Annotated in this window: 19 protein-coding genes; 12 read left to right on the plus strand and 7 right to left on the minus strand. The window is 45.7% G+C overall.

Going from position 1 to position 20,508, the window contains the following annotated elements; all coding sequences use genetic code 11:
• Positions 1 to 86: 86 nt before the first annotated feature.
• A complete protein-coding gene (locus C7475_RS13600) occupies positions 87 to 455 on the minus strand; it encodes a hypothetical protein (RefSeq protein ID WP_110053879.1) in 369 nt (122 codons plus the stop codon).
• 75 nt (positions 456 to 530) lie between these two features.
• Between C7475_RS13600 and moaD the strand changes: the two genes are divergently transcribed.
• The gene (gene moaD / locus C7475_RS13605) at positions 531 to 761 is read left to right on the plus strand and encodes a molybdopterin converting factor subunit 1 (RefSeq protein ID WP_110053880.1); all 231 of its coding nucleotides are present in this window, start codon (positions 531 to 533) and stop codon (positions 759 to 761) included.
• A 433-nt stretch (positions 762 to 1,194) separates the two neighbouring features.
• Here the strand turns inward: moaD and C7475_RS13615 are convergent, their stop codons facing one another.
• Complete coding sequence (locus C7475_RS13615) at positions 1,195 to 1,392, minus strand: hypothetical protein (protein WP_110053882.1); 198 nt, start codon at positions 1,390 to 1,392, stop codon at positions 1,195 to 1,197.
• A 97-nt stretch (positions 1,393 to 1,489) separates the two neighbouring features.
• Here C7475_RS13615 and C7475_RS13620 point away from each other — a divergent pair, with 97 nt between their 5' ends.
• Entirely contained in the window at positions 1,490 to 1,906 is a 417-nt protein-coding gene (locus C7475_RS13620; RefSeq protein ID WP_110053883.1) for a molybdenum cofactor biosynthesis protein MoaE, read from the plus strand.
• Here C7475_RS13620 and C7475_RS13625 read toward each other — a convergent pair.
• Positions 1,897 to 2,484, minus strand: a complete 588-nt coding sequence (locus C7475_RS13625; protein ID WP_110053884.1) for a molybdenum cofactor guanylyltransferase — start codon at positions 2,482 to 2,484, stop codon at positions 1,897 to 1,899. The two genes, C7475_RS13620 and C7475_RS13625, sit on opposite strands and share 10 nt — an antisense overlap.
• A 10-nt stretch (positions 2,485 to 2,494) precedes the next feature.
• Positions 2,495 to 2,977: a cyclic pyranopterin monophosphate synthase MoaC gene (gene moaC, locus C7475_RS13630; protein ID WP_110053885.1), complete on the minus strand. Its 483-nt coding sequence runs from the start codon at positions 2,975 to 2,977 to the stop codon at positions 2,495 to 2,497.
• 43 nt (positions 2,978 to 3,020) lie between these two features.
• Here moaC and C7475_RS13635 point away from each other — a divergent pair, with 43 nt between their 5' ends.
• From C7475_RS13635 to C7475_RS13645, 3 genes are all read left to right on the plus strand, one after another.
• A complete protein-coding gene (locus C7475_RS13635) occupies positions 3,021 to 4,226 on the plus strand; it encodes a molybdopterin molybdotransferase MoeA (protein WP_110053886.1) in 1,206 nt (401 codons plus the stop codon).
• Between the two features lie 166 nt (positions 4,227 to 4,392).
• Complete coding sequence (locus C7475_RS13640) at positions 4,393 to 5,832, plus strand: DUF1800 family protein (protein WP_233259846.1); 1,440 nt, start codon at positions 4,393 to 4,395, stop codon at positions 5,830 to 5,832.
• A gap of 25 nt (positions 5,833 to 5,857) precedes the next feature.
• Entirely contained in the window at positions 5,858 to 7,072 is a 1,215-nt protein-coding gene (locus tag C7475_RS13645) for a DUF1501 domain-containing protein (protein WP_199236220.1), read from the plus strand.
• Here the strand turns inward: C7475_RS13645 and C7475_RS13650 are convergent.
• The 3 genes from C7475_RS13650 to C7475_RS13660 form a co-directional block, all read right to left on the minus strand.
• Positions 7,069 to 7,566, minus strand: coding sequence for a hypothetical protein (locus tag C7475_RS13650; protein ID WP_110053887.1), 498 nt, complete (start codon positions 7,564 to 7,566; stop codon positions 7,069 to 7,071). The two genes, C7475_RS13645 and C7475_RS13650, sit on opposite strands and share 4 nt — an antisense overlap.
• A gap of 132 nt (positions 7,567 to 7,698) precedes the next feature.
• The gene (locus C7475_RS13655) at positions 7,699 to 9,747 is read right to left on the minus strand and encodes an OPT family oligopeptide transporter (RefSeq protein ID WP_110053888.1); all 2,049 of its coding nucleotides are present in this window, start codon (positions 9,745 to 9,747) and stop codon (positions 7,699 to 7,701) included.
• A 441-nt stretch (positions 9,748 to 10,188) separates the two neighbouring features.
• The gene (locus C7475_RS13660; RefSeq protein WP_110053889.1) at positions 10,189 to 11,895 is read right to left on the minus strand and encodes a peptide MFS transporter; all 1,707 of its coding nucleotides are present in this window, start codon (positions 11,893 to 11,895) and stop codon (positions 10,189 to 10,191) included.
• A gap of 205 nt (positions 11,896 to 12,100) precedes the next feature.
• Between C7475_RS13660 and purD the strand changes: the two genes are divergently transcribed.
• From purD to C7475_RS13695, 7 genes are all read left to right on the plus strand, one after another.
• Complete coding sequence (purD, locus tag C7475_RS13665) at positions 12,101 to 13,378, plus strand: phosphoribosylamine--glycine ligase (RefSeq protein WP_110053890.1); 1,278 nt, start codon at positions 12,101 to 12,103, stop codon at positions 13,376 to 13,378.
• A gap of 354 nt (positions 13,379 to 13,732) precedes the next feature.
• The gene (locus C7475_RS13670) at positions 13,733 to 14,755 is read left to right on the plus strand and encodes a rod shape-determining protein (protein WP_012787871.1); all 1,023 of its coding nucleotides are present in this window, start codon (positions 13,733 to 13,735) and stop codon (positions 14,753 to 14,755) included.
• Between the two features lie 9 nt (positions 14,756 to 14,764).
• A complete protein-coding gene (gene mreC / locus C7475_RS13675) occupies positions 14,765 to 15,709 on the plus strand; it encodes a rod shape-determining protein MreC (RefSeq protein ID WP_110053891.1) in 945 nt (314 codons plus the stop codon).
• Positions 15,706 to 16,215, plus strand: a complete 510-nt coding sequence (gene mreD, locus C7475_RS13680; protein ID WP_110053892.1) for a rod shape-determining protein MreD — start codon at positions 15,706 to 15,708, stop codon at positions 16,213 to 16,215. The genes mreC and mreD overlap by 4 nt, the downstream gene beginning before the upstream one ends.
• Before the next feature lie 199 nt (positions 16,216 to 16,414).
• Positions 16,415 to 18,370: a penicillin-binding protein 2 gene (mrdA, locus tag C7475_RS13685; protein ID WP_110053893.1), complete on the plus strand. Its 1,956-nt coding sequence runs from the start codon at positions 16,415 to 16,417 to the stop codon at positions 18,368 to 18,370.
• 6 nt (positions 18,371 to 18,376) lie between these two features.
• Positions 18,377 to 19,666 (plus strand): rod shape-determining protein RodA, encoded by a 1,290-nt coding sequence (gene rodA / locus C7475_RS13690; RefSeq protein ID WP_110053894.1) that lies wholly within the window; start codon positions 18,377 to 18,379, stop codon positions 19,664 to 19,666.
• 17 nt (positions 19,667 to 19,683) lie between these two features.
• Entirely contained in the window at positions 19,684 to 20,433 is a 750-nt protein-coding gene (locus C7475_RS13695) for an MBL fold metallo-hydrolase (protein WP_233259848.1), read from the plus strand.
• Positions 20,434 to 20,508 lie beyond the last annotated feature (75 nt).

A 20,508-nucleotide genomic window follows, 5' to 3' on the forward strand; every position in this document is an offset into this window, starting at 1 on the left:
TAACTTCTGCAGCTGTTTTATACTTTAAGGTAGTATGTGGTTAATACCATCAGGTTATTATACTGACTTTAAACGCAAGGGGATGATTAACAGCTGCTTGCAGGATTGTCAAATGCGTTACTGTCATCCTCACTGCGTTCAGTCAGGCATTTAAAGTCTTTCTCAACAAGGATGCTTAATACGGAACCATCAGCATTAGGAATTTCTGCGGAGAACCCTACTTGTTCAGAATCGGTCCACTGTTCTACCTGTTCTTTCGGAAAGGAAAGATGGATGGCAGAACCTTCCAGTTTAATAAAAGGCGCATTACTGCCCCCCTTTGCCTTAATGCAGAAATGAAGGTTGCCGTCGCCGATACTCGTGCTTTCTTCTACTTTCCCATCAGCTTTTAACGCTTCAATGTCTTTTTTGTCCAAACGGTAGCGGATGCTGTTACCCCTGATCCTGATTTTCATCTTATAGTTTTTTGATATGTCACCTGTTTAAAATTACTACATTATCGTAGCTTTATCCAAATTTGATGAAGGGATATGCGCATATTACTATTCGGCATAGCGAAAGACATAGCAGGAGCCCCTGTTATTACGGTAGACGGGATTACATCAGTAGCAGCACTTAAAACCTGGTTGTATACAAAATATCCATCATTGGAGCAGTTACGTTCCCTGATGATAGCAGTCAATAAAGTATATGCCAACGATGAAGATGTGTTACAACCAGGAGATGAAATTGCGGTAATACCGCCGGTAAGTGGAGGATGAGATTAGTCGACTAATGAATTGATCATCTTTTTTATTTCGCGTATTCTCGCATCTGAGACCATCTTGGTCAACAAATTAATATCCTTATCCGTAACGTGTGGGTATTTATTTAGTGCTTTTATTCTTCGGATAATTCTCCTCTCTTCACGTAGACTTTTAACGTGATGATATCGTTTTATAACATATGACTTTATTTCGTTTGCAATAGTAGATAGATATACCGAGATGGAAGGTGCCGTCATTATCAGGTAAGACTTAATCCAATAAGTATCTGGAATCTCCCTGGCTATTACAAGTATCAATGTGCCGCTACAGGCACCAACGATATGTGCATAGGTTTGAGATTCATGATGAGATGTCATCTGATCCAATGGATGGTAATTTTAATGTTATAGGATAGGAAAAAGCGCACGATTGTCCTTAGGGGGAACAACTACAGCTTTTCGTCCTTCCAGCTGTTCCTATACCGTTCAGGATTAGCCAGAAAATCTTTTATAATTTGATCAACCAGGGCTTCCCATTCTTCATCAGCTTTTCTTAGCTTGGCATTGTATTTCAAGAATGGAATGATTGGAGACAGAATGCCTGCAATAGAAGCAATCAGTATAACTTTCTCGACTATAGGATTCATGACAAACAATTTTTAAGGCTTCAATATTACCTCATTTCCACTGATCTATAAAAATTATTTTCCTTCAAAGTATTTAAATTCGCTTATTGATATTATCATGAACAAACTAATAAAAATAGATAGCGATGTAACCGTACAACAAGCACTCGACTTCGTTGAAGGGCCTGACTGTGGCGGCGTTGTAGTGTTCTCTGGAAATGTAAGGAACATCACAAAAGAAAAAAAAGTAACTAAACTTTTTTTCGAATGTTATGAGCCTATGGCATTACTGGAGATGGAAAAAATAGCAGATCACACTATTGAAAAAATGGGCGCGAAGAGAATAGCTATACTACACATTGTTGGTGAAAAACAACCGGGAGATGTAGTGGTTGTTATTGCTGTCGCATCGCCACATCGCGCAGCTGCATTTGATGCATGCGAATATGCGATTGATACGTTAAAGGAAACTGTACCTATCTGGAAGAAGGAATATTTTGAAGACGGTGAAATATGGGTAGCAGCTCACCCGTGAGAGATCTGTCCTTCTGCTTCTTTCATCTCTTCAGGAGTATTTGCATTAAATTGTTCTGCTGAAAATGGATTCTCTATCTGTAGAATATCAGATTGCAGCAATGTCTTACGCGGACAATTCTTCCCTTCATCAAAATACTGCTGCAGCTTTTTCAAGCCCGATGGTTCCCATATTGCAATCAATGGTTCGGGCAAATGATTGACAGGGCTGATAAATGATGTAGCATCTTTCAATGCCTGTCTTTGCGAAACAAGATAGTTCAGGCTCTGTTCACTGATCAACGGAAGATCTACTGCCAGTACCAGCCATGCTGCATCAGGAAATGCTTTATGCGCACTGAGTAGTCCTACTGAAGGTCCGCCTCCGTCAACACTGTCGAGTATAAGCGGTACGTCTTCACTTAATGCAGGCTTCTGTTCTTCCCGGCAGGAAAGATATACGTCAGGTATAATTTTGTGAACTAACTGATATAGATATTGCCACTGTGGCATGCCGTGATAAGCGATCAGGCTTTTGTCCTGTTGCATGCGTGTACTGCGGCCGCCGCAGAGTATGAGTCCTTTTAATGGCGCTGTCATCTTACTGTTTTTAGAAATCCCTTTTACCACCTGTTTTACTTAGCAGGCGTGTTTGCCTGATCACCATCTCATGCGTAAATGCTTTACACATATCGTAAATGGTCAGGGCTGCCACACTTGCGCCTGTCAGCGCTTCCATTTCTACACCTGTTTTTCCGGTAGTTTTGATGGTGCAACGCACTACAGCTTCTTCGCCTTCGAGGTTTATTTCCACCTGGCAGCCATCCAGTAGTAATGTATGACAAAGAGGTATCAGGTCCGGTGTTTTTTTAGCGGCCATAATGCCGGCCAGTATTGCGGTCTGGAATACCGCGCCTTTTTTAGTCTGAATATCTTTACCGCTGAATTGTTGTCTTACTATCTCCGGTAGGAATACCCTGCTTTCTGCCACGGCCACGCGTGTCGTTTCAGTCTTTCCGCTCACATCTACCATTACCGGTTGATCGGCCGCATTCAGGTGTGAAAATCCCTCTTTAGTTGAATCATTGCTCATAATGGAATAAATTTACAACTAAAGCTACCAAACAACCAAAAGAATGCTGATAGATGTAACTGCCGCATATGCTGCTATAATGGGTACTGTTCGTGATTTTGGAATGGAACAGTTACCCTTTACAGCTGTTACCGGCCGCATCCTGCGGGAGCCGGTATTGTCCGATAGAGATTTTCCTCCATATGACAGAGTAATGATGGATGGTATCGCAATAGATTATGAGAGCTATGAAAAAGGGCAGACCGTTTTTGGCGTAGAAGATATGCAGGCTGCGGGTATGCCCCGTAAACAGCTATCGAATACTGCTAACTGCATGGAGGTGATGACAGGCGCTATCATGCCTGAACTGACAGATACAGTGATACAATATGAGCATCTCATTGCCACCGAGCACGAAGGGTTCAAACGTTTCACTATTAATGCAGGCGTCCAAAAAGGACAACACATCCACCGTCAGGGTTCCGATGCTGCTGCCGGTCAGCTGGTGATACCTGCCGGTACGTTACTGACTGCTGCTGAAGTTGGCGTGCTGGCATCTGTTGGCAAAACATTGGTGAACGTCAGCCGCCTGCCCAAAGTTGCCGTTATTGCAACAGGTGATGAACTGGTGCCGGTTGCCGAAACGCCAGACATACATCAGGTCAGGATCTCTAATTCTTATAGCTTGGCAGCAGCTTTAAAAGAGCTGGGGATTGATGCCGAATGTTACCATGTACATGACGATGAGACTGCGATCAGGCAGTTATTTGAATCTTTGAGGACTGCAGATGTCTGGATCTGTACAGGGGCTGTATCGGCCGGAAAATATGATTACCTGCCACTTGTGCTGGAACAGCTGGGCATGCAGCAGATATTTCATAAAGTACAGCAGAGACCTGGTAAACCTTTCCTGTTTGGGCAGTTTGAAAATGGGCCGGTTGTGTTTGCCCTTCCCGGTAATCCGGTTTCAGGCTTTATGTGCTGCTACCGCTATGTATTGCCCTGGTTGCGGGCATGTTTGCAATATGCAGCACCGCCTGTTCCTCACGCTGTATTGGGCGACGATATCCAATTCGCGGCACCATTAACTTATTTCCTGCCTGTAAGACTGCATCCTGTAGCTGGTGGGCAGTTAATTGCATTACCACCGCCCTATCATGGCTCTGGTGACCTGGCCGCATTGTTACAAGCTGATGGTTTCCTGGAACTGCCACCCGAAAAAAGTGTCTTCGAAAAAGGTAGCAGCTACCCCGTGTGGAAATTCAGATAATATATTTCACTGCATTCAGCCCGCCCTGGCGGGCTGCTTTGTTACAAGGGGAGATACTCCGGGAAAGAATCTCCCTTAACTTGTTAACAATTTCGTTATATTAAATCTCGCGTCCGTCATTAAACTTCCGGTGCTCATTGCCGTCAAACCCGAAATCAATTCCTATATGGCAGCTGTTCCTGAAAAGCTACAAATGCAACACCTTGCGTGGAGGGCTGGCTTCGGCGCTTCACTTCCCGTTATCGAAGAATGGACCCACAAAAAACGCAGGCAGGTTATCAGCAAGATCCTGACTGGGCCTGATAAAGATCAGCAGGCTCCCCTGAAAGTAATGGATGAATCTGATCTTCCTGAACGAACAAAACAGATGTCGCCGGAGGAAAAGAAAGAACTGGCTAAAATGAACAGGCAAGGTATCAAAGACCTTAACTTGTCATGGATATACGAAATGGTGCAGAGCCAACATCCGCTACGTGAAAAGATGGCCCTCTTCTGGCATGGTCATTTCGCTTGTCGTACACAGAATGTATTATTTAGTCAGCAGTTGCTCCAGGTAATACGTGAAAATGCATTGGGCAATTTCGGCACGCTGTTAACCGCAGTATCCAGAACTCCTGCAATGTTACAGTTTCTGAACAATCAGCAGAATTATAAAGCTCATCCGAATGAGAACTTTGCCCGTGAAGTAATGGAATTGTTTACAATGGGCCGCGGATATTATACAGAAACAGACATCAAAGAAGCCGCCAGAGCGTTTACAGGATGGGGATATGATAATGAAGGCAACTTTGTATTCAGAGAAAAGCGGCATGACTACGGTAATAAAACAATACTCGGTAAGACAGGCAATTTTACTGGTGATGATATACTGAAAATACTATTGGAGCAGAAAGAAACGGCAAAGTTCATCACCGAAAAAATATACCGTTACTTCGTGGATGAAGTGCCTGATGACGCGAGAATAAACACACTGGCAGAAAAGTTCTATACGTCGGGTTACGATATAGGCGCACTGATGCAACACATCTTTAATGCTGACTGGTTCTATGATCAACGCCTTATAGGCAGAAGGATCAAATCGCCGGTAGAACTGCTGGTCGGACTGCGTAGGACCGTTCCTGTTAACTTCGAACGTGAAGCCGTTATGTTATCTTTTCAGCAGGTATTGGGACAGGTATTGTTTTATCCGCCTAATGTTGCCGGCTGGCCGGGCGGACGCAGCTGGATAGACAGTTCCAGCCTGATGTACCGCATGCAGCTGCCGAAGATGATCTTGTACGAGAAGGAATTCAATATCACACCCAAAGAGATCACCCCTGAAATGGGCATGGGTAGCTATAAAGCCACTATGCAGTTGAATGAAACTGTGAAAAGACAATATGCAAGAAAGATAAAAGGCGTCATCAACTGGGATGTGTTCCTGAAAGATTATGAGAAAGTACCACGGGAAAAACTGGCGGATACAATTGCAGGTTCTTTGTTGCTGGCTAATAAGAATGTGAGTAAACAATTGCTGGAGAATTATGCAGATGCTTCCTCCCGCGAAACTTATATAAAGACAGTTGCAATAGCAGTTATGGGCACACCGGAATATCAGTTGTGCTGATGTATCCAATTAAAAAATATAGTTTATGATGATCTTAAATAGACGACGTTTCTTACAGGTTGGATCATTGGCTTCAGCTTCCATGATGATGCCGAAATTCCTGAAGGCATTAGAAAAAGATAACCTCGTACCGGCAGGCAACAAAGTATTGGTGGTAGTGCAGCTCTCTGGTGGTAACGATGGATTGAATACTGTGATCCCTTACCGGAATGATATTTATTATCGCATGCGTCCGACACTGGGTATTCAACGTGCGAATGCATTGTCCCTTACAGATGAAATGGGATTACATCCTGCATTGCAGGGCTTAAAAGGCCTGTACGACGAAGGATCATTAGCGATCTTGAACAGTGTAGGTTATCCTAATCCTGACAGGTCACATTTCCGTTCTATGGACATCTGGCAGTCTGCCAGTACATCTTCCGAAAATTGGGGTGACGGATGGATCGGAAGGTTCCTGGACGCGCAATGTAAAGGCTGTGATAAGCCGGTGCAGGCACTGGAAATTGATGATACCTTAAGCCTGGCTATGAAAGGCGATCTGCAGAAAGGACTGGCAGTAAAGGATCCTGATAAATTGCAGGCCGCCGCTAATGACCGGCTATTCAAAGAATTGCTGCAGAAGGAAGGAAAAGGTAAAATTACTGTTGATGATCATGAGCCGGTTGACTACCTCTACAAAACAATGGGCGCAACGGTTTCATCTGCAGCTTATATCAAAGAACAATTCAAAACTTATAAGACGAAAGAGATCTTTCCGTCAACGGAATTGGGAAAGAATATGCAGACTATCGCAAGACTGATCATGTCTGATATCAGTACGAAAGTATACTACGTATCCCACGGTGCTTTTGATACGCATGTGAATCAGTTGTCGGCCCAGCAAACACAATTGCATCGCCTGGATGAAGCCATTGCTGCACTAGTGAAAGAATTGAAAAATAACAACCGTTTCCAGGATGTGGTCATTGTAACGTTCTCCGAATTCGGACGTCGCGTGGAACAGAATGCAGGCGGAGGTACTGATCACGGGACTGCCAATAATATGTTCATGATCAGCGGTGGATTAAAACAACAGGGATTATTGAACGAAAGCCCTGACCTGGAACATTTGAATGAAGGAGACCTGCAACACAAGGTTGACTTCAAGAGTGTTTATGCCACACTATTGAAGAAGTGGTTAGAAGCAGATGATGCTGCCATTTTAAAAAGACAATATGATCATTTGTCATTCGTCTAACCTGCTTTAACAATAGCCCTGAGGAACCCGAAGGCAGCTTGTCTGTCAACCATTGCACCGGTTGTATCAACTAGTTTGCCGGTAAAAGAAGCTTCGATGAGGCTGTCTTTTACATTGGTAATAGTTAGTGTGAACGTTCCGTGGTTTTGATTGGCAATCTGAGATAACGCAACTTTAGGATAGTATACAGCGAGAGAGTTGCCATCCTGTGAATAGAACGAGCCTTTTGCCAGTCCTTCAGCACTTCCAAGCAGGATGATGGTCACCTCTTCGTTCTCGGCTCCTTTGGCCGTTATAGTGAGTTTATCAATATCGTTATTGGGGTCTGTGTCAGTGAGATTTGCAACGGAAACAATTGCATTAGGGTTCTCTGCGACCACTATCATGCTATCCATATCAAAAGAAAGGAATTTACGCGCTACTTCAGGTTCCGAATCCTTTTCGCAGGCGGTAAAGACTAAGATGGCACAAAGAATGGTTAAGGTTAGACGCATAACAATTGGGGGTTTTTGTTATAACGCAATAATAAGCAGTTAATTGCAAATAGAAAGGAGAAAAAAAGAGGGGCAGAAATTAACGTGATATTATCCCGTTAATTTCTGCCCCTTATTAAATTTCTTAATACTTTAATTCTTGTTTGCTATTCTGTAAAGCACCCAGCCCATAAAGGCGAACAGGACTGTACCCAGGATGTAATATCCGCCCTGGCCAAATGCACCGGCAAGAGAATGTTCCATATTCACTTTCGCCAACGCAGTAGAAGTACTGTCAAAACCTGCCAGTATCGCGATGATCACACCGGCAACAGCACCACCCGCTACCAGACCAGTCGCGAACAGGTTACCTTTACCAAGCTCTTCTTCCTCTGCAGACAAGTGTACGTTTTGCTTCTTACGTTTGTTGTCAACCACGCCACGGATAGCACCGCCGATGAAGATAGGCAGGGTAGTAGACAGCGGCAGATAAGCACCTACTGCAAATGACAGGGATTTGATACCGCAAAGCTCCATGGTGATAGCCAGGAACACGCCCGCGAGTACAAACTGCCAGTCAAGATTGTAGGACAGGATACCTTTTGCCAGCGTCGCCATCAGGGTTCCCTGTGGCGCAGGATAATAGATACTGCCGATCGCATGGTCGGTTACGCCGTTGGCTATCATGGCAGCAGTCGGTTTATCGAGGAACTTCACGGTCAGACCGATCACAATCGAGGAAACGATTGCACCGATAAAGAGGGACAACTGCTGATACATAGGAGTAGCACCTACGATATAACCTGATTTCAGGTCCTGGGAAGTACCACCGGCATTTGCAGCGGCAATACAGATCATGCCACCTACAACGAGGGCCATTGGTTCATACACTTTACCACTCCATCCTACTGCGATAAATACCAGACAGGTACCCATCAGGGTAGCGATGGTCATACCAGAGATAGGGTTATTGGAAGATCCGATAAGGCCTACTATACGGCTGGACACTGTAACGAAGAAGGCTCCGAAGATCACTACCAGCAAACCAACCAGCAGTTTTTTACCGATGGAATCACCAGGTAACTGAGGGAGGAAAGCCATCAAGGCGATCAACGCTATGCTGCCAAACAACACGATCTTGATATTCAGGTCTCTTTCTGTACGTGGTACTTTGCCAGTAGCTGCTTCGCCATTGACGTCATTTTTCTTCAGGGAGCCAATGCTGCCTTTAAAGGAAGAAATGATGGTGGGAATCGTTTTGATCAGGGTGATGAAACCACCTGCTGCCACTGCTCCCGCACCTATCTGGCGAACATAAGCCACGTATACGGCAGCGGAGAAGTCGCCAAATGTATGTGTAGCCGGATTCCAGTCGCCCTTGCCGCCCGGAGTAGCGACATTTGCCAGGTAGCCCAGTTTCACCAACTGAGCGGCAATCATGTCTGGCGGAACCAGGAATGACAGCAATGGTATTAATACCAGCCAGGATAATACGCCACCGGCTACCAGTACACCCGCAATACGAGGACCGATGATATAACCCACACCCATATATTCAGGAGTGATGTCAGCGCTGACGCGGGCTGATGAGAAGTATTTATTGTATTGCGCAGTCATGTAAGAAGGCGTCTCTGCAATCACGTGCAATACCTTTTGCAGGAACGCGTACGCAACCGCGAAACCCAGTCCGTAGAAAGCTGTCTTGGCAAAATCACCCCCTTTTTCTCCCGCTATCAATACATCACCACAGGCGGTACCTTCCGGATAAGGCAGTGTTTCGTGCTCTTTTACAATGAGCGACCGGCGCAAGGGGATCATCATCAGTGTTCCCAGGATGCCCCCGAAAATAGCCAGTGTGAGAATGGTCAGGTAGTTGAAGAACTGCTCGCCTCCTCCGTCTGTAAGGAACAGAAAGCCCGGAAGGGTGAATACCACACCGGCAGCAATAGATTCGCCAGCTGAACCGGTAGTTTGAATGATGTTGTTTTCGAGAATAGTTGTTTTGAAGAATTTCCTGCCCAGGGTAATGGCAATTACCGCGATAGGTATAGAGGCGGAAACGGTCAGTCCTGCTCTTAATGCCAGGTAAACTGTGGCGGCGCCAAAAATAATCCCGAAAATGCAGCCCAGTATGATGGACTTCACTGTAAACTCCTTCATGTGCACCTCGGGCGCAACAAAAGGCTTGAATTTATCTGCCATAAGTAGGTTTGATAGTATAGATTTTTGTTGATTAAGAGGCAATATAAGCGAAAAATCCCTTTTAAAAGTAGGGTGGCTGGTATTTACGCCAGCGAAGGCCTGTTTTGCGTTCGTAAGTGAACTCCTCTGAAATATCAATCTTACTAATTGATAATCATATAAATATATTGAATTGATATTCTGATATGCCTAAGGATAGGGTCTTTGCTCTGCTCGTCCATATCGCTATACCGTCATTTCCATATCATTTTACCGTCATCTCTATATCGAAAGGATATACAGATGACGGTAAAGTGATGGTGAAATGACGGTATCGCGATATGGAGATATAGAAAACCGGGTAAACCCAGAGGGGGATTGAGTTGTACCGGCACGGTCTTTTTGGGCAATAAAAAAGGTGCAACCGTCAGGCTGCACCTTTTAAACTAATATCAGAAATGCTTAATAAGAACCGGTTTTGTCCTTTACCACTTTGGCAATCCACTTACTGATCATCAGCATGGCAACACCGGCAATGGCTGCAGATATCACCAGGATCAGGAAGTAGGTGCTCTTGTTGGTGAAGCTATCCCAGAAGGTGGCCATCAGGCCCGCTACCTTACCGGCAATCGCGTTCACTAGGTACCAGCCGCCCATCATAAGTGCTGTTACACGGGGAGGAGAAAGTTTGGATACCATGGATAAGCCGATAGGGCTTACGAGGATCTCACCGACTGTAAATACCGCATAGGTGCCAAACAGCCAGGCCATGGAGGTTTTATCTATATATACGTTTGTCATGGAAGCGGCAAACACCATCAGCAGGGAAGATGTACCTGCCAGGAAGATACCAAGTGCGATCTTCACCGGCGTGTTAGGTTCTTTTCCGCGCTTGGCAAGCCAGCCGAACAATCCTACGACAATCAGACTGAATGCCACAATAAAGAATGGGTTGATAGACTGGAAGATCTCCGTGGAGATGAGCTTTAACTTACCATCCTGGGGCCATTTATCCTTTGGCAGGTTCTGGAAATAAGGGTCCGCACCCTGAACTTCGATCGTTTGACCGTTTGCATCTTTGATGGCACGGAAATGCTCGTCTATCTGAGTAACGGTATGTGGTTCGGTAGTTACGGTTTGCAGCATACCAAGTGGTTGTGAAGCCTTTTCCATTGCCGGAGATATCTGGCGGTGGGTATACTGGTCAGCCCAGATGGTAAGACCTGTACTGTTCTGGTTATAGATCACCCAGAATACGATCGCTACTGCGAAGAAGGCCAGCAGAGCGCCCAGGCCGCGTTTATCTTCCTGTTGCTTTGAAGTGGTGAACAGGCGGATATAGAAGATAATGATAGGAACGCAGGCAAACAGGAATGCGTCATTTGACTTGGTGCCGAACAGCGTATGACCGAGTAAGTTCGGAGAACTGATAAAGTAGCCGATAGCAGCCGCAATAACAGCTGGTAACAGTGCACTTCCCAGGATCTTTCCGGTCGACATTTCGTCAGGAGACGGCTCTTTCCGTACATCTCCCGCAGCGATGACTTTTTGATTGGTAGCGAAAATGACCAATCCGATCAGCATACCTATACCGGCGGCAGCGAAGGCGTGCCCCCATCCGTAGTGGTTACGGAGATAGGCGGCCACGAAGTTGCAGATAAAGGCGCCGATGTTCACGCCCATGTAAAAGATGTTGTAGGCCACGTCTTTTTTAGCCCTGAGGTCTTCCCGGTTGTAGATATTACCGAGAATGGTACCGATGTTGGGTTTGAAGAAACCATTACCGATAATGATCAGACCAAGTCCACCGTACATGGCCATGTCACCGGGGAAGGCAAGAGAGAAATAACCGGCTGCCAGTAAGATGCCCCCCAGGATCACCGCCCTGCGGTAACCGAGATAGCGATCGGCCAACAGGCCGCCGATGAAAGGAGATAAATAAACTAATGCGATGTAAGAACCGACGAGGTCCGCTGCTTTGGTGGTGTCAAACCCTTTACCGCCATTGGAAGATGGGTCAATGAGGTAAAGGAAAAAAATGCCGATCATCAGGTAATAGCCGAAACGTTCCCACATTTCTGTAAAAAAGAGTACATACAATCCCTTGTGGTGCCCTTTTCCCTTAGGCGAGGGCGAGATTACAGGCTGCTCAACAGCAGTTTGAGTCATGGTAGATCTGTTTAGTTTGTTGTTTGTTTATGGTGTTAGTCAGTCGTTCGAATCCGGCAAGATAAATAAATTCAGCTTTTTATCGGGTAAAATGGTGTTTTTGGTCAAATTTTGGCCTTTCTTTGCAAAAAATTTGGAAGAACGGGCTGATTGAAAGGTGAATGTAAATTATCAGGAGCACACAGTAGCGAATTTATTTTTTCATATGAAGATATTATTATTAGGAAGTGGTGGCAGGGAACATGCCCTGGCATGGAAAATGGCACAGAGCACTTATTGCGAACAGTTATTTATTGCCCCGGGAAATGCGGGAACTGCCCAATATGGCCAAAACCTGGACATCGCTGTTTCTGATTTTGAAAAAATAAAGACCTTTTGTCTTGAGAATGCTATCACTTTGGTGGTGCCTGGCTCTGAAGAACCACTGGTAAATGGTATTTATGATTATTTTCAGCAGGATGCCGCTTTACAGCATATTCCGGTGATGGGCCCTTCTGCCCTGGGCGCTCAGCTGGAAGGCAGTAAAGCGTTTGCAAAGCAGTTCATGTTACGCCATAATATTCCTACTGCCGCTTACCGCGAGTTCAGTGAGGAAAATTATGAAGAAGGCGTGGCTTATCTGCGTGCGCATTCCCTGCCGATCGTACTTAAAGCTGACGGACTGGCTGCAGGTAAAGGTGTGGTGATCCTGAACGATCATGAAGAAGCAGTGGCGGAGTTTTCACAGATGATCAAAGACGCAAAGTTTGGCGAAGCGAGTAAGAAAGTAGTGATAGAGCAGTTCCTGACGGGTATCGAATTGTCAGTATTTGTACTGACAGACGGTCGTTCCTACAAGATACTGCCTACCGCAAAGGATTATAAACGGATCGGCGAAGGAGACACCGGCCTGAATACAGGCGGTATGGGAGCCGTTTCCCCTGTTCCATTTGCCAACAAGGCATTTATGGATGTGGTGGAAGAACGTATCATCCGTCCTACAGTAGCAGGACTGGAAAAAGAGCAGATCGCCTATAACGGGTTTATCTTCTTCGGATTGATCAATGTAGACGGGGAGCCGTTTGTGATTGAATACAACTGCCGTATGGGAGATCCGGAAACTGAGGTAGTGATGCCAAGACTGCAGAACGACCTGCTGGAGCTTTTTAAAGCCGTGCAGGAAGGACAGCTGTCAATACAGACAATTTATGAAGACGCCCGTGTGGCGACAACCGTTATGCTGGTAGCAAAAGGTTACCCTGAAGCATACGAAAAAGGAAAGGTAATCAGCAACATACCGGCGCCTACGCAGGATCAGTTGGTGTTTCAGGCAGGAACGAAAGCCGCTGGCGGGGATATCCTCACCAATGGAGGTCGTGTACTGACTATAACTTCCCTGGCAGCTGATCTGGGCATTGCGTTGACCCACAGCCGGCAGACTGCTGAAATTATTGATTTTGAAGGCAAATATTACAGGAGGGATATTGGTTTCGAGTTCGTGTAGCAGATGTTCATTTGCGCCTTTCACGCCTTGCCGGCGCGAAAAGTGTAGTCTGAGCCAGTGTCCCGTTTAAGCATCGGGAAGGGTCGCGGGGATGACCGGAGAGAGCATAACTCATTCATACAGAGCACACAATTTAGACAAACCATTTTTCGTTTAAGCGTTTTCGAGAGTCATTACTATGCCGGCTGTTACCTTGTCAATAAGTGTTGCAACTTACTAACCGGCTCATCAGATACAATAAATAACATTTTTTAATATTTAGTTGTATTATTGAGAAAACAAACAATTTTTAGATTGTATATTCGTTGGAATTATTCATTTTTGCACACAATAATATTTTGACCATATTAAGCAATGGGGTTCTTTAATTTTTTAACACAGGAAATAGCGATTGACTTAGGTACAGCTAACACGCTGATCATACACAACGACCAGGTGGTAGTGGATGAACCTTCCATTGTAGCTATAGAACGCGCAAGCGGTAAAATCGTGGCGGTAGGAAAGAAGGCAATGATGATGCACGAGAAGACGCATGAGTACCTGCGTACGATCCGTCCGTTGAAAGATGGTGTGATAGCCGACTTCAATGCGGCAGAAGGTATGCTTCGCGAGATGATCAAACTGGTGTATCCAAAAAAGCCCTTATTCTCCCCAAGCTGGCGTATGGTTATCTGCATACCCTCCAGCATTACAGAAGTAGAAAAACGCGCCGTACGCGACTCTGCCGAACAGGCAGGCGCGAAGGAAGTGTTCCTCATACATGAACCTATGGCCGCTGCATTAGGTATCGGCATTGACGTTGAAGAACCCGTAGGTAACATGATCATTGACATCGGGGGCGGTACCACTGGTATCTCCGTGATCGCCCTGGCAGGTATTGTTTGTGACCAGAGTATCCGTATTGCCGGTGATGAATTCACTGCCGACATCATGGAAGCCCTGCGCCGCTATCATAGCCTGTTGATCGGTGAAAGGACCGCTGAACAGATCAAGATCCAGATCGGCTCCGCGTTGAAAGAACTGGACAACCCACCAGATGATGTAGCCGTAAACGGCCGTGACCTGGTAACGGGTATTCCTAAACAAATTATGGTGTCTTACCAGGAAGTAGCTGAAGCATTGGATAAATCCATCTTCAAGATCGAAGAAGCTATCCTGAAAGCACTGGAAACCACGCCGCCGGAACTGGCTGCAGATATCTACCGCAGAGGGTTATACCTGACCGGTGGTGGTGCATTGCTCCGCGGACTGGATAAACGTCTCACACAGAAGATTAAGCTGCCAGTGCACGTTGCGGACGATCCGTTACGCGCCGTGGTAAGAGGTACCGGAATAGCACTGAAACACGTAGGTAAATATCCGTTCCTAATGCAATAATATCAGGAAATGTACAAGGCAGTTGCAAAAGCTGCCTTGTACACTTCTATTAAGAAAATATATCCTGTGCGTAATCTCATCATTTTCTTTAGGCGCTATTTTAATTTTTTTCTGTTTCTGCTGCTGGAAGTGATTTGCATTGTGCTGGTATTCCGGAACAACGATCTTCAGAAATCAGCCTACCTCAACTCCGCCAATAGTCTCAGTGCCAGGTTATACGAACGTTACAACAATGTGGAGTATTATTTTCACCTGAAAGCTACCAATGATAGCCTGGTGAAAGAAAATGCCCGCCTCCATAATATGTTGCGCACCAGCTTTGACGAAGTTTCCGTTGATAATATTGTCAAACTAGACACCATCCGGCATTACAGCACCGATACTACCCGTAAAGTGATCGGAACAGAAGTGCGCCGCTATCTCTACAAAGAAGCGAAAGTGGTGAACAAAAGCGTTAACAGTCCCATTAACTATATTACTATCCGGCGTGGCCGGGCAGATGGCATTAAACCCAATATGGGTGTAGTAGGGCCAAGTGGTGTTGTCGGTGTGGTCCGTAGCGTGAATGAGAATTACGCCGTGGTGTTATCCCTCCTGTCAAAAGGAAAAAACTTTGGTTTCAGCGCCCGTCTGAGTTATAGCAAGGAAATGGGTACCGTACGCTGGTACGGCGGTGAAGCAGGATATGCCGTGATGGAAGATGTGCCGAAAAGTGTAAAACTGATCAGAGGAGATACGGTAGTAACAAGCGGTTTTTCCGCACTGTTCCCGGAAAATATTCCTATCGGATACGTAGAATCCTATACCGTAGCGGATAAATCCAGCACTTCCTATACCATCAGGATCAAACTGGCGACTAACTTTTATAATCTTCAGTACGTCTACGTCATAGACAATCTGTTGAAAGAAGAACAACAATCTTTAGAAGATTCAACTTACAGGCTGATTAAATGAGTATACTGTTAAGAAATATTATCCGCTTCGTGCTCTTACTGCTGTTGCAGGTATTTGTACTGAAAGAGATCCGGTTACACCAGCTGGTAGGACTTAACCTGTATATGTTGTTCATACTGCTGCTGCCTTTTAATATGCCCCGTCCTGCACTGATGCTGGTAGCGCTGTTAATGGGCCTTAGCCTGGACATGTTTATGAACACAATGGGTATGCACGCTGCAGCCTGTGTGTTTATCGCTTATCTCCGTCCGTTCATCATCAATATACTGTCTCCGCAGGGTGGTTTTGAAACGACCCAGAAAACACCTTCCATGACCAGCATGGGGGTTTCCCAATTCCTGACCTATATCGCAATCCTGGTATTCTTACACAATCTGGTGTATTTCCCACTGGAAGTGTTTAGCCTTGGGAGCTTCTTCTACCTGCTTTTGAAGATCCTGTTGTCAACAGCGGCCAGTATCGTACTGATCGTGTTGTACGAATTACTGTTCTTTTCCAAGAAGTAGGCGTGGAGTATAGTCCAGAGACCATATTTTAGTAGATGATTATGTTTTGTTAAAATCAGGGATAGTAACAGATAGCACAGAACGTAATATCTAACTTTAGAAGAAATTGAAAGTCATATTATAAAGCAACAGGTCGCTTGCTTCATCTTTCTGCCAAACGGTGGGGGAGGCCGTGAAGTGGCCACATTATTCAGCGTAAATGTCTGTCTATAATCAGCCCAGGAAAAGAGTAATACAGTTTATCATACTTGGAATGGTAATCTTGATGATTACCAGGTTGTTCTTTTTGCAGGTAGTGGAAAAGAAATATTCCAAGCTGGCGGATGCCAACGCGGTACTCCGTAAAGTGGTATATCCCAGCCGTGGTATTATCTTTGACCGCAAAGGCAGAAGTATCCTTAGCAATGATGCTATGTATGACCTCGTGGTAACGCCGATCAGTGTCAAAAACATTGATACGGCTTACATGTGTGAGATCCTCCAGATAGATAAAGAAGAATTCAGAAAACGTATCACTACCGCTATCATTAAGAATGGCAGCCGTCGTGTATCAGTATTTGCTTCCCTGTTGCCTCCCGAAATGTTCGGCCGCCTGCAGGAAAGCATGTATATGTTCCAGCCGGGATTTGAGCTGGTACAACGCCAGATCCGCTCCTACCCTTTCAATGCTGCCGCCAATATACTCGGTTACATCGGAGAGGTGTCTCCCCAGATGTTGCAGAAACCAGCGTACAGCGCTTATAACCAGGGCGACTACCTGGGTATGACGGGTCTTGAAAGAACTTACGAAAGTGTGTTGATGGGGACCCGTGGTATACAGTACCTCGTAAAAGATAACCTGAACCGTCCGCAGGGACCATATGAAAAAGGAGAGTTCGATACGGCCGCTATTGCCGGTAAAAACCTCCGCCTGGCACTGGACGTAGATCTCCAGGTATTAGGCGAACACCTGATGCGTAACAAGATCGGCAGCATCGTGGCTATAGATCCACGCACAGGAGGTATCCTGACCATGGTAAGTGCCCCTACCTTCGACCCGAACCTGCTGACCGGTTCTTACAGGACACGCAACTTCAGCAGATTGTTCACCGATACTACAAAGCCACTTTTTAACCGCGCCATACAGGCAGGATACCCGCCGGGATCGGCAATGAAACCACTGACAGCGCTGATCGCACTGGATGAAGGTGTGATAACGCCCAGCTTTGGTTTTCCCTGCTTTGGTTCCTATAATTATTGCGGCCGCCCGATAGCCTGTACGCACCATAATGCCGGACACGCAGCTAACCTGCGACTGGCTATTGCAAACTCCTGTAACGCCTACTTCGTACACCTTTACCGGATGGAAGTGGATGCTAACAAATGGGGAGGGGTGAAAAAAGGACATCAGAAATGGCATGACTACATTTCCTCTTTCGGTCTGGGACACAGACTGGGGGTAGATATCCCTGGTGAATCATCAGGTAAGGCTATTGATTCTGCCGGTATGAATAAATTGTACCGCGGCCAGTGGAACTCCTGTTCTGAACTGTATGTTGGTATGGGACAGGGACAGGTTGTAGCTACGCCGATGCAAATGGCGAACGCCATGTGTATCATAGCCAATAAAGGATATTATTATCTGCCGCATTTCGTGGATAAGATCGATAACGATGATAGCGAGCTGCTGAAAAAATATAAGGACAGACATACTGTAGCGCATGTATCTGACTCTTCCTATATGCCGGTGATCTATGGTATGGAGGACGTTGTAGAAAGAGGTACGGGTGTTTCTGCGAAAATTGAAGGTGAGATCGTGTGTGGTAAAACAGGTACAGCAGAGAACAACGCTATTGTGAACGGTAAACTTGCAAAACTGAAGAACCACTCCGTTTTCGTGGCCTTCGCCCCCAGGGATAATCCGAAGATCGCTATTGCGGTGATCGTGGAGAACGCCGGTTTTGGTAGTACATATGCTGCGCCTATCGCCAGTCTGATCATGGAGAAATACCTGCATGATACGATCTCTGTGAAGCGTAAGCCACAAATGAAGACGTTGCTGGAATACAATACACTGGACCCGGTTGTACGGGAAAAATCCAAGCTTGACTCATTGAATGGAGCCAGCGCAAAAATGACATCAGATCAGATACTTAAACTTTATTTCCGGGATTAATCAGTTATGAACCGTCGGCAGCAAATAAAATTAACAGAAGGTATTGACTGGCCTATTATGGGCCTCTACCTGGGGATCGTCTTTGTGGGGTTGTTATCGATCTTCGCCGCTGAGTACAGGGAGGGAGATAACATCTGGAATGATATCATCCACCTGAATAAAAACTATTCCCGTCAGCTGATGTGGCTCGGCGTATCGGCTGTACTGGCTACTATCATCTGGCTTACAGACAGTAAGTTCTTTACCGCTACGGCCAACCTGCTATATGCCGGTGGTATACTGTTGCTGCTATTGGTATTGGGTATCGGTAAAGATGTAAAAGGGTCGCATTCCTGGCTGGTGATAGGCGGTTTCCAGTTCCAGCCGGCGGAACTGACTAAGCTCTGTACTAACCTGGCAATAGCCAAGTACCTGTCGTCTATTGAAACTGATTTTACGAAACTGCGTTCAAGACTGATCGCTGTTGCACTGGCATTGACCCCATGTGTGATCATTATCCTGCAGTCAGAAACCGGTCTGGCCCTGGTGTACTTCTCCTTCTTCCTGGTAATGTACAGGGAAGGTTTGCCTGGAGTGTTGCTGGTGATCGCCTTCTCAGGTATTGTACTGGTATTGTCTGCGCTCCTTGTCGATAAAAATATCCTCTTTATTATATTCTCGGTGATCACAGTATTGGTGATCTATTTCAGTCGCCGGGAAATAAAGCGTAACCGTTCCAGGCTGGCCCTGATATTGGGTATCTGGGCATTCTGTTCTGTGTTTGTGATGTTCGTAGTGCCTTTTGCTTTCACCAAAGTGCTGAAAGATTACCAGGTACGCCGTATTGAGGTAATGCTCGGTAAAGAAAACGATCCTAAAGCAACTTACAATACCCGCCAGAGTATGATCGCTATCGGTTCCGGTGGTTTCATTGGAAAAGGTTATCTGAAAGGTACCCAGACCCGTTATGATTTCGTACCTGAACAGAGTACTGACTTTATCTTCTGTACCATCGGCGAAGACTTTGGCTTCCTCGGATCTATTATATTCATCGGTCTTTATGTGGCCCTGCTCTTACGGATCATTTTTGTGGCGGAGCGACAGCGATCGACATTCAGCCGTGTATACGCCTATGGGGTGGCCAGTATCATTTTCTTCCATATGGCCATTAATATATCTATGACCATCGGTCTGGCGCCCGTGATAGGGATTCCCCTGCCACTCGTCAGTTACGGAGGTTCCTCCCTTATGACGTTCACCATGTTGATCTTCATCATGCTCCGATTGGATGCCGACAGGCAGATGGTATTACGATAGTTGCATATCTTTGCAAAATGGCACGTATTATACCATTATCAGAAGGGGCTTTTACAGTAGACGGGACAAAGAAATTCATTCCTTACAATCCCGAGACGGATTCAATGCAGCAGCGCTCCGGCGGCTCGCTGTTGGTAGAGATTCAACCTTTTTTAGTGATCACGGATTCCGATTATATCCTGCTGGACACCGGCCTGGGATATCGGAATGCGGATGGGGTTTTACAGATACATCAACACCTGATAGACAACGGTGTTAATCCGATGGACATTACCAAAGTGCTGATGAGCCATTTGCATAAAGATCATTCCGGCGGTATTTCCATCGTGGACCCTATAACGGGGCAGCGCAGTCTGAGTTTTCCGCAGGCGACCTATTATGTGAACAGGCATGAGATGGATTATGCCATAGAGCATGATGGGAAATCCTATCATGCAGAAGATGTCCGCATTCTCCAGGAAAAGGATAATGTCATCTTCACAGAAGGGAATGGTACGATCGATGACTATATTTCCTATGAGGTGAGCGGTGGTCACTGTCCTTATCACCAGACATTCCTGATAGATACCGGTGACGATAAATTCTTTTTCGGAGGGGATGAAGCCCCGCAGGTCTCCTATATGAAGCGCCGTTTTGCTGCTAAGTACGATTATGATGGAAAGCGGAGTATGGAATTGCGTGAGCAGTATAAACTACGTGGCGTTCAGGAAGGATGGACCTTTATGTATTACCACGATACAAAACTTCCATTCGGGAAGCTAAGCTGAGACACCCTCAATTTTAAATGTCCCAATTGAATAACTATGAATTTTCTGATGAAGTCCGCGTATGATGATGAACTG

Origin of the sequence: Chitinophaga sp. S165 (genome assembly GCF_003182155.1) — a bacterium.
Taxonomy (GTDB): Bacteria; Bacteroidota; Bacteroidia; order Chitinophagales; family Chitinophagaceae; genus Chitinophaga.

Excerpts from the sequence above, each read along its gene's own strand:
- moaC (WP_110053885.1), bottom strand. The coding sequence starts at position 2,977 with ATGAGCAATGATTCAACTAAAGAGGGATTTTCACACCTGAATGCGGCC.
- purD (WP_110053890.1), top strand. The coding sequence starts at position 12,101 with ATGAAGATATTATTATTAGGAAGTGGTGGCAGGGAACATGCCCTGGCA.
- C7475_RS13645 (WP_199236220.1), top strand. The coding sequence starts at position 5,858 with ATGATGATCTTAAATAGACGACGTTTCTTACAGGTTGGATCATTGGCT.
- C7475_RS13650 (WP_110053887.1), bottom strand. The coding sequence starts at position 7,566 with ATGCGTCTAACCTTAACCATTCTTTGTGCCATCTTAGTCTTTACCGCC.
- C7475_RS13695 (WP_233259848.1), top strand. The coding sequence starts at position 19,684 with ATGGCACGTATTATACCATTATCAGAAGGGGCTTTTACAGTAGACGGG.
- C7475_RS13625 (WP_110053884.1), bottom strand. The coding sequence starts at position 2,484 with ATGACAGCGCCATTAAAAGGACTCATACTCTGCGGCGGCCGCAGTACA.
- C7475_RS13620 (WP_110053883.1), top strand. The coding sequence starts at position 1,490 with ATGAACAAACTAATAAAAATAGATAGCGATGTAACCGTACAACAAGCA.
- C7475_RS13670 (WP_012787871.1), top strand. The coding sequence starts at position 13,733 with ATGGGGTTCTTTAATTTTTTAACACAGGAAATAGCGATTGACTTAGGT.
- mreC (WP_110053891.1), top strand. The coding sequence starts at position 14,765 with ATGTACAAGGCAGTTGCAAAAGCTGCCTTGTACACTTCTATTAAGAAA.
- moaD (WP_110053880.1), top strand. The coding sequence starts at position 531 with ATGCGCATATTACTATTCGGCATAGCGAAAGACATAGCAGGAGCCCCT.
- mrdA (WP_110053893.1), top strand. The coding sequence starts at position 16,415 with ATGTCTGTCTATAATCAGCCCAGGAAAAGAGTAATACAGTTTATCATA.
- mreD (WP_110053892.1), top strand. The coding sequence starts at position 15,706 with ATGAGTATACTGTTAAGAAATATTATCCGCTTCGTGCTCTTACTGCTG.
- C7475_RS13655 (WP_110053888.1), bottom strand. The coding sequence starts at position 9,747 with ATGGCAGATAAATTCAAGCCTTTTGTTGCGCCCGAGGTGCACATGAAG.
- rodA (WP_110053894.1), top strand. The coding sequence starts at position 18,377 with ATGAACCGTCGGCAGCAAATAAAATTAACAGAAGGTATTGACTGGCCT.
- C7475_RS13635 (WP_110053886.1), top strand. The coding sequence starts at position 3,021 with ATGCTGATAGATGTAACTGCCGCATATGCTGCTATAATGGGTACTGTT.
- C7475_RS13600 (WP_110053879.1), bottom strand. The coding sequence starts at position 455 with ATGAAAATCAGGATCAGGGGTAACAGCATCCGCTACCGTTTGGACAAA.
- C7475_RS13640 (WP_233259846.1), top strand. The coding sequence starts at position 4,393 with ATGGCAGCTGTTCCTGAAAAGCTACAAATGCAACACCTTGCGTGGAGG.
- C7475_RS13615 (WP_110053882.1), bottom strand. The coding sequence starts at position 1,392 with ATGAATCCTATAGTCGAGAAAGTTATACTGATTGCTTCTATTGCAGGC.
- C7475_RS13660 (WP_110053889.1), bottom strand. The coding sequence starts at position 11,895 with ATGACTCAAACTGCTGTTGAGCAGCCTGTAATCTCGCCCTCGCCTAAG.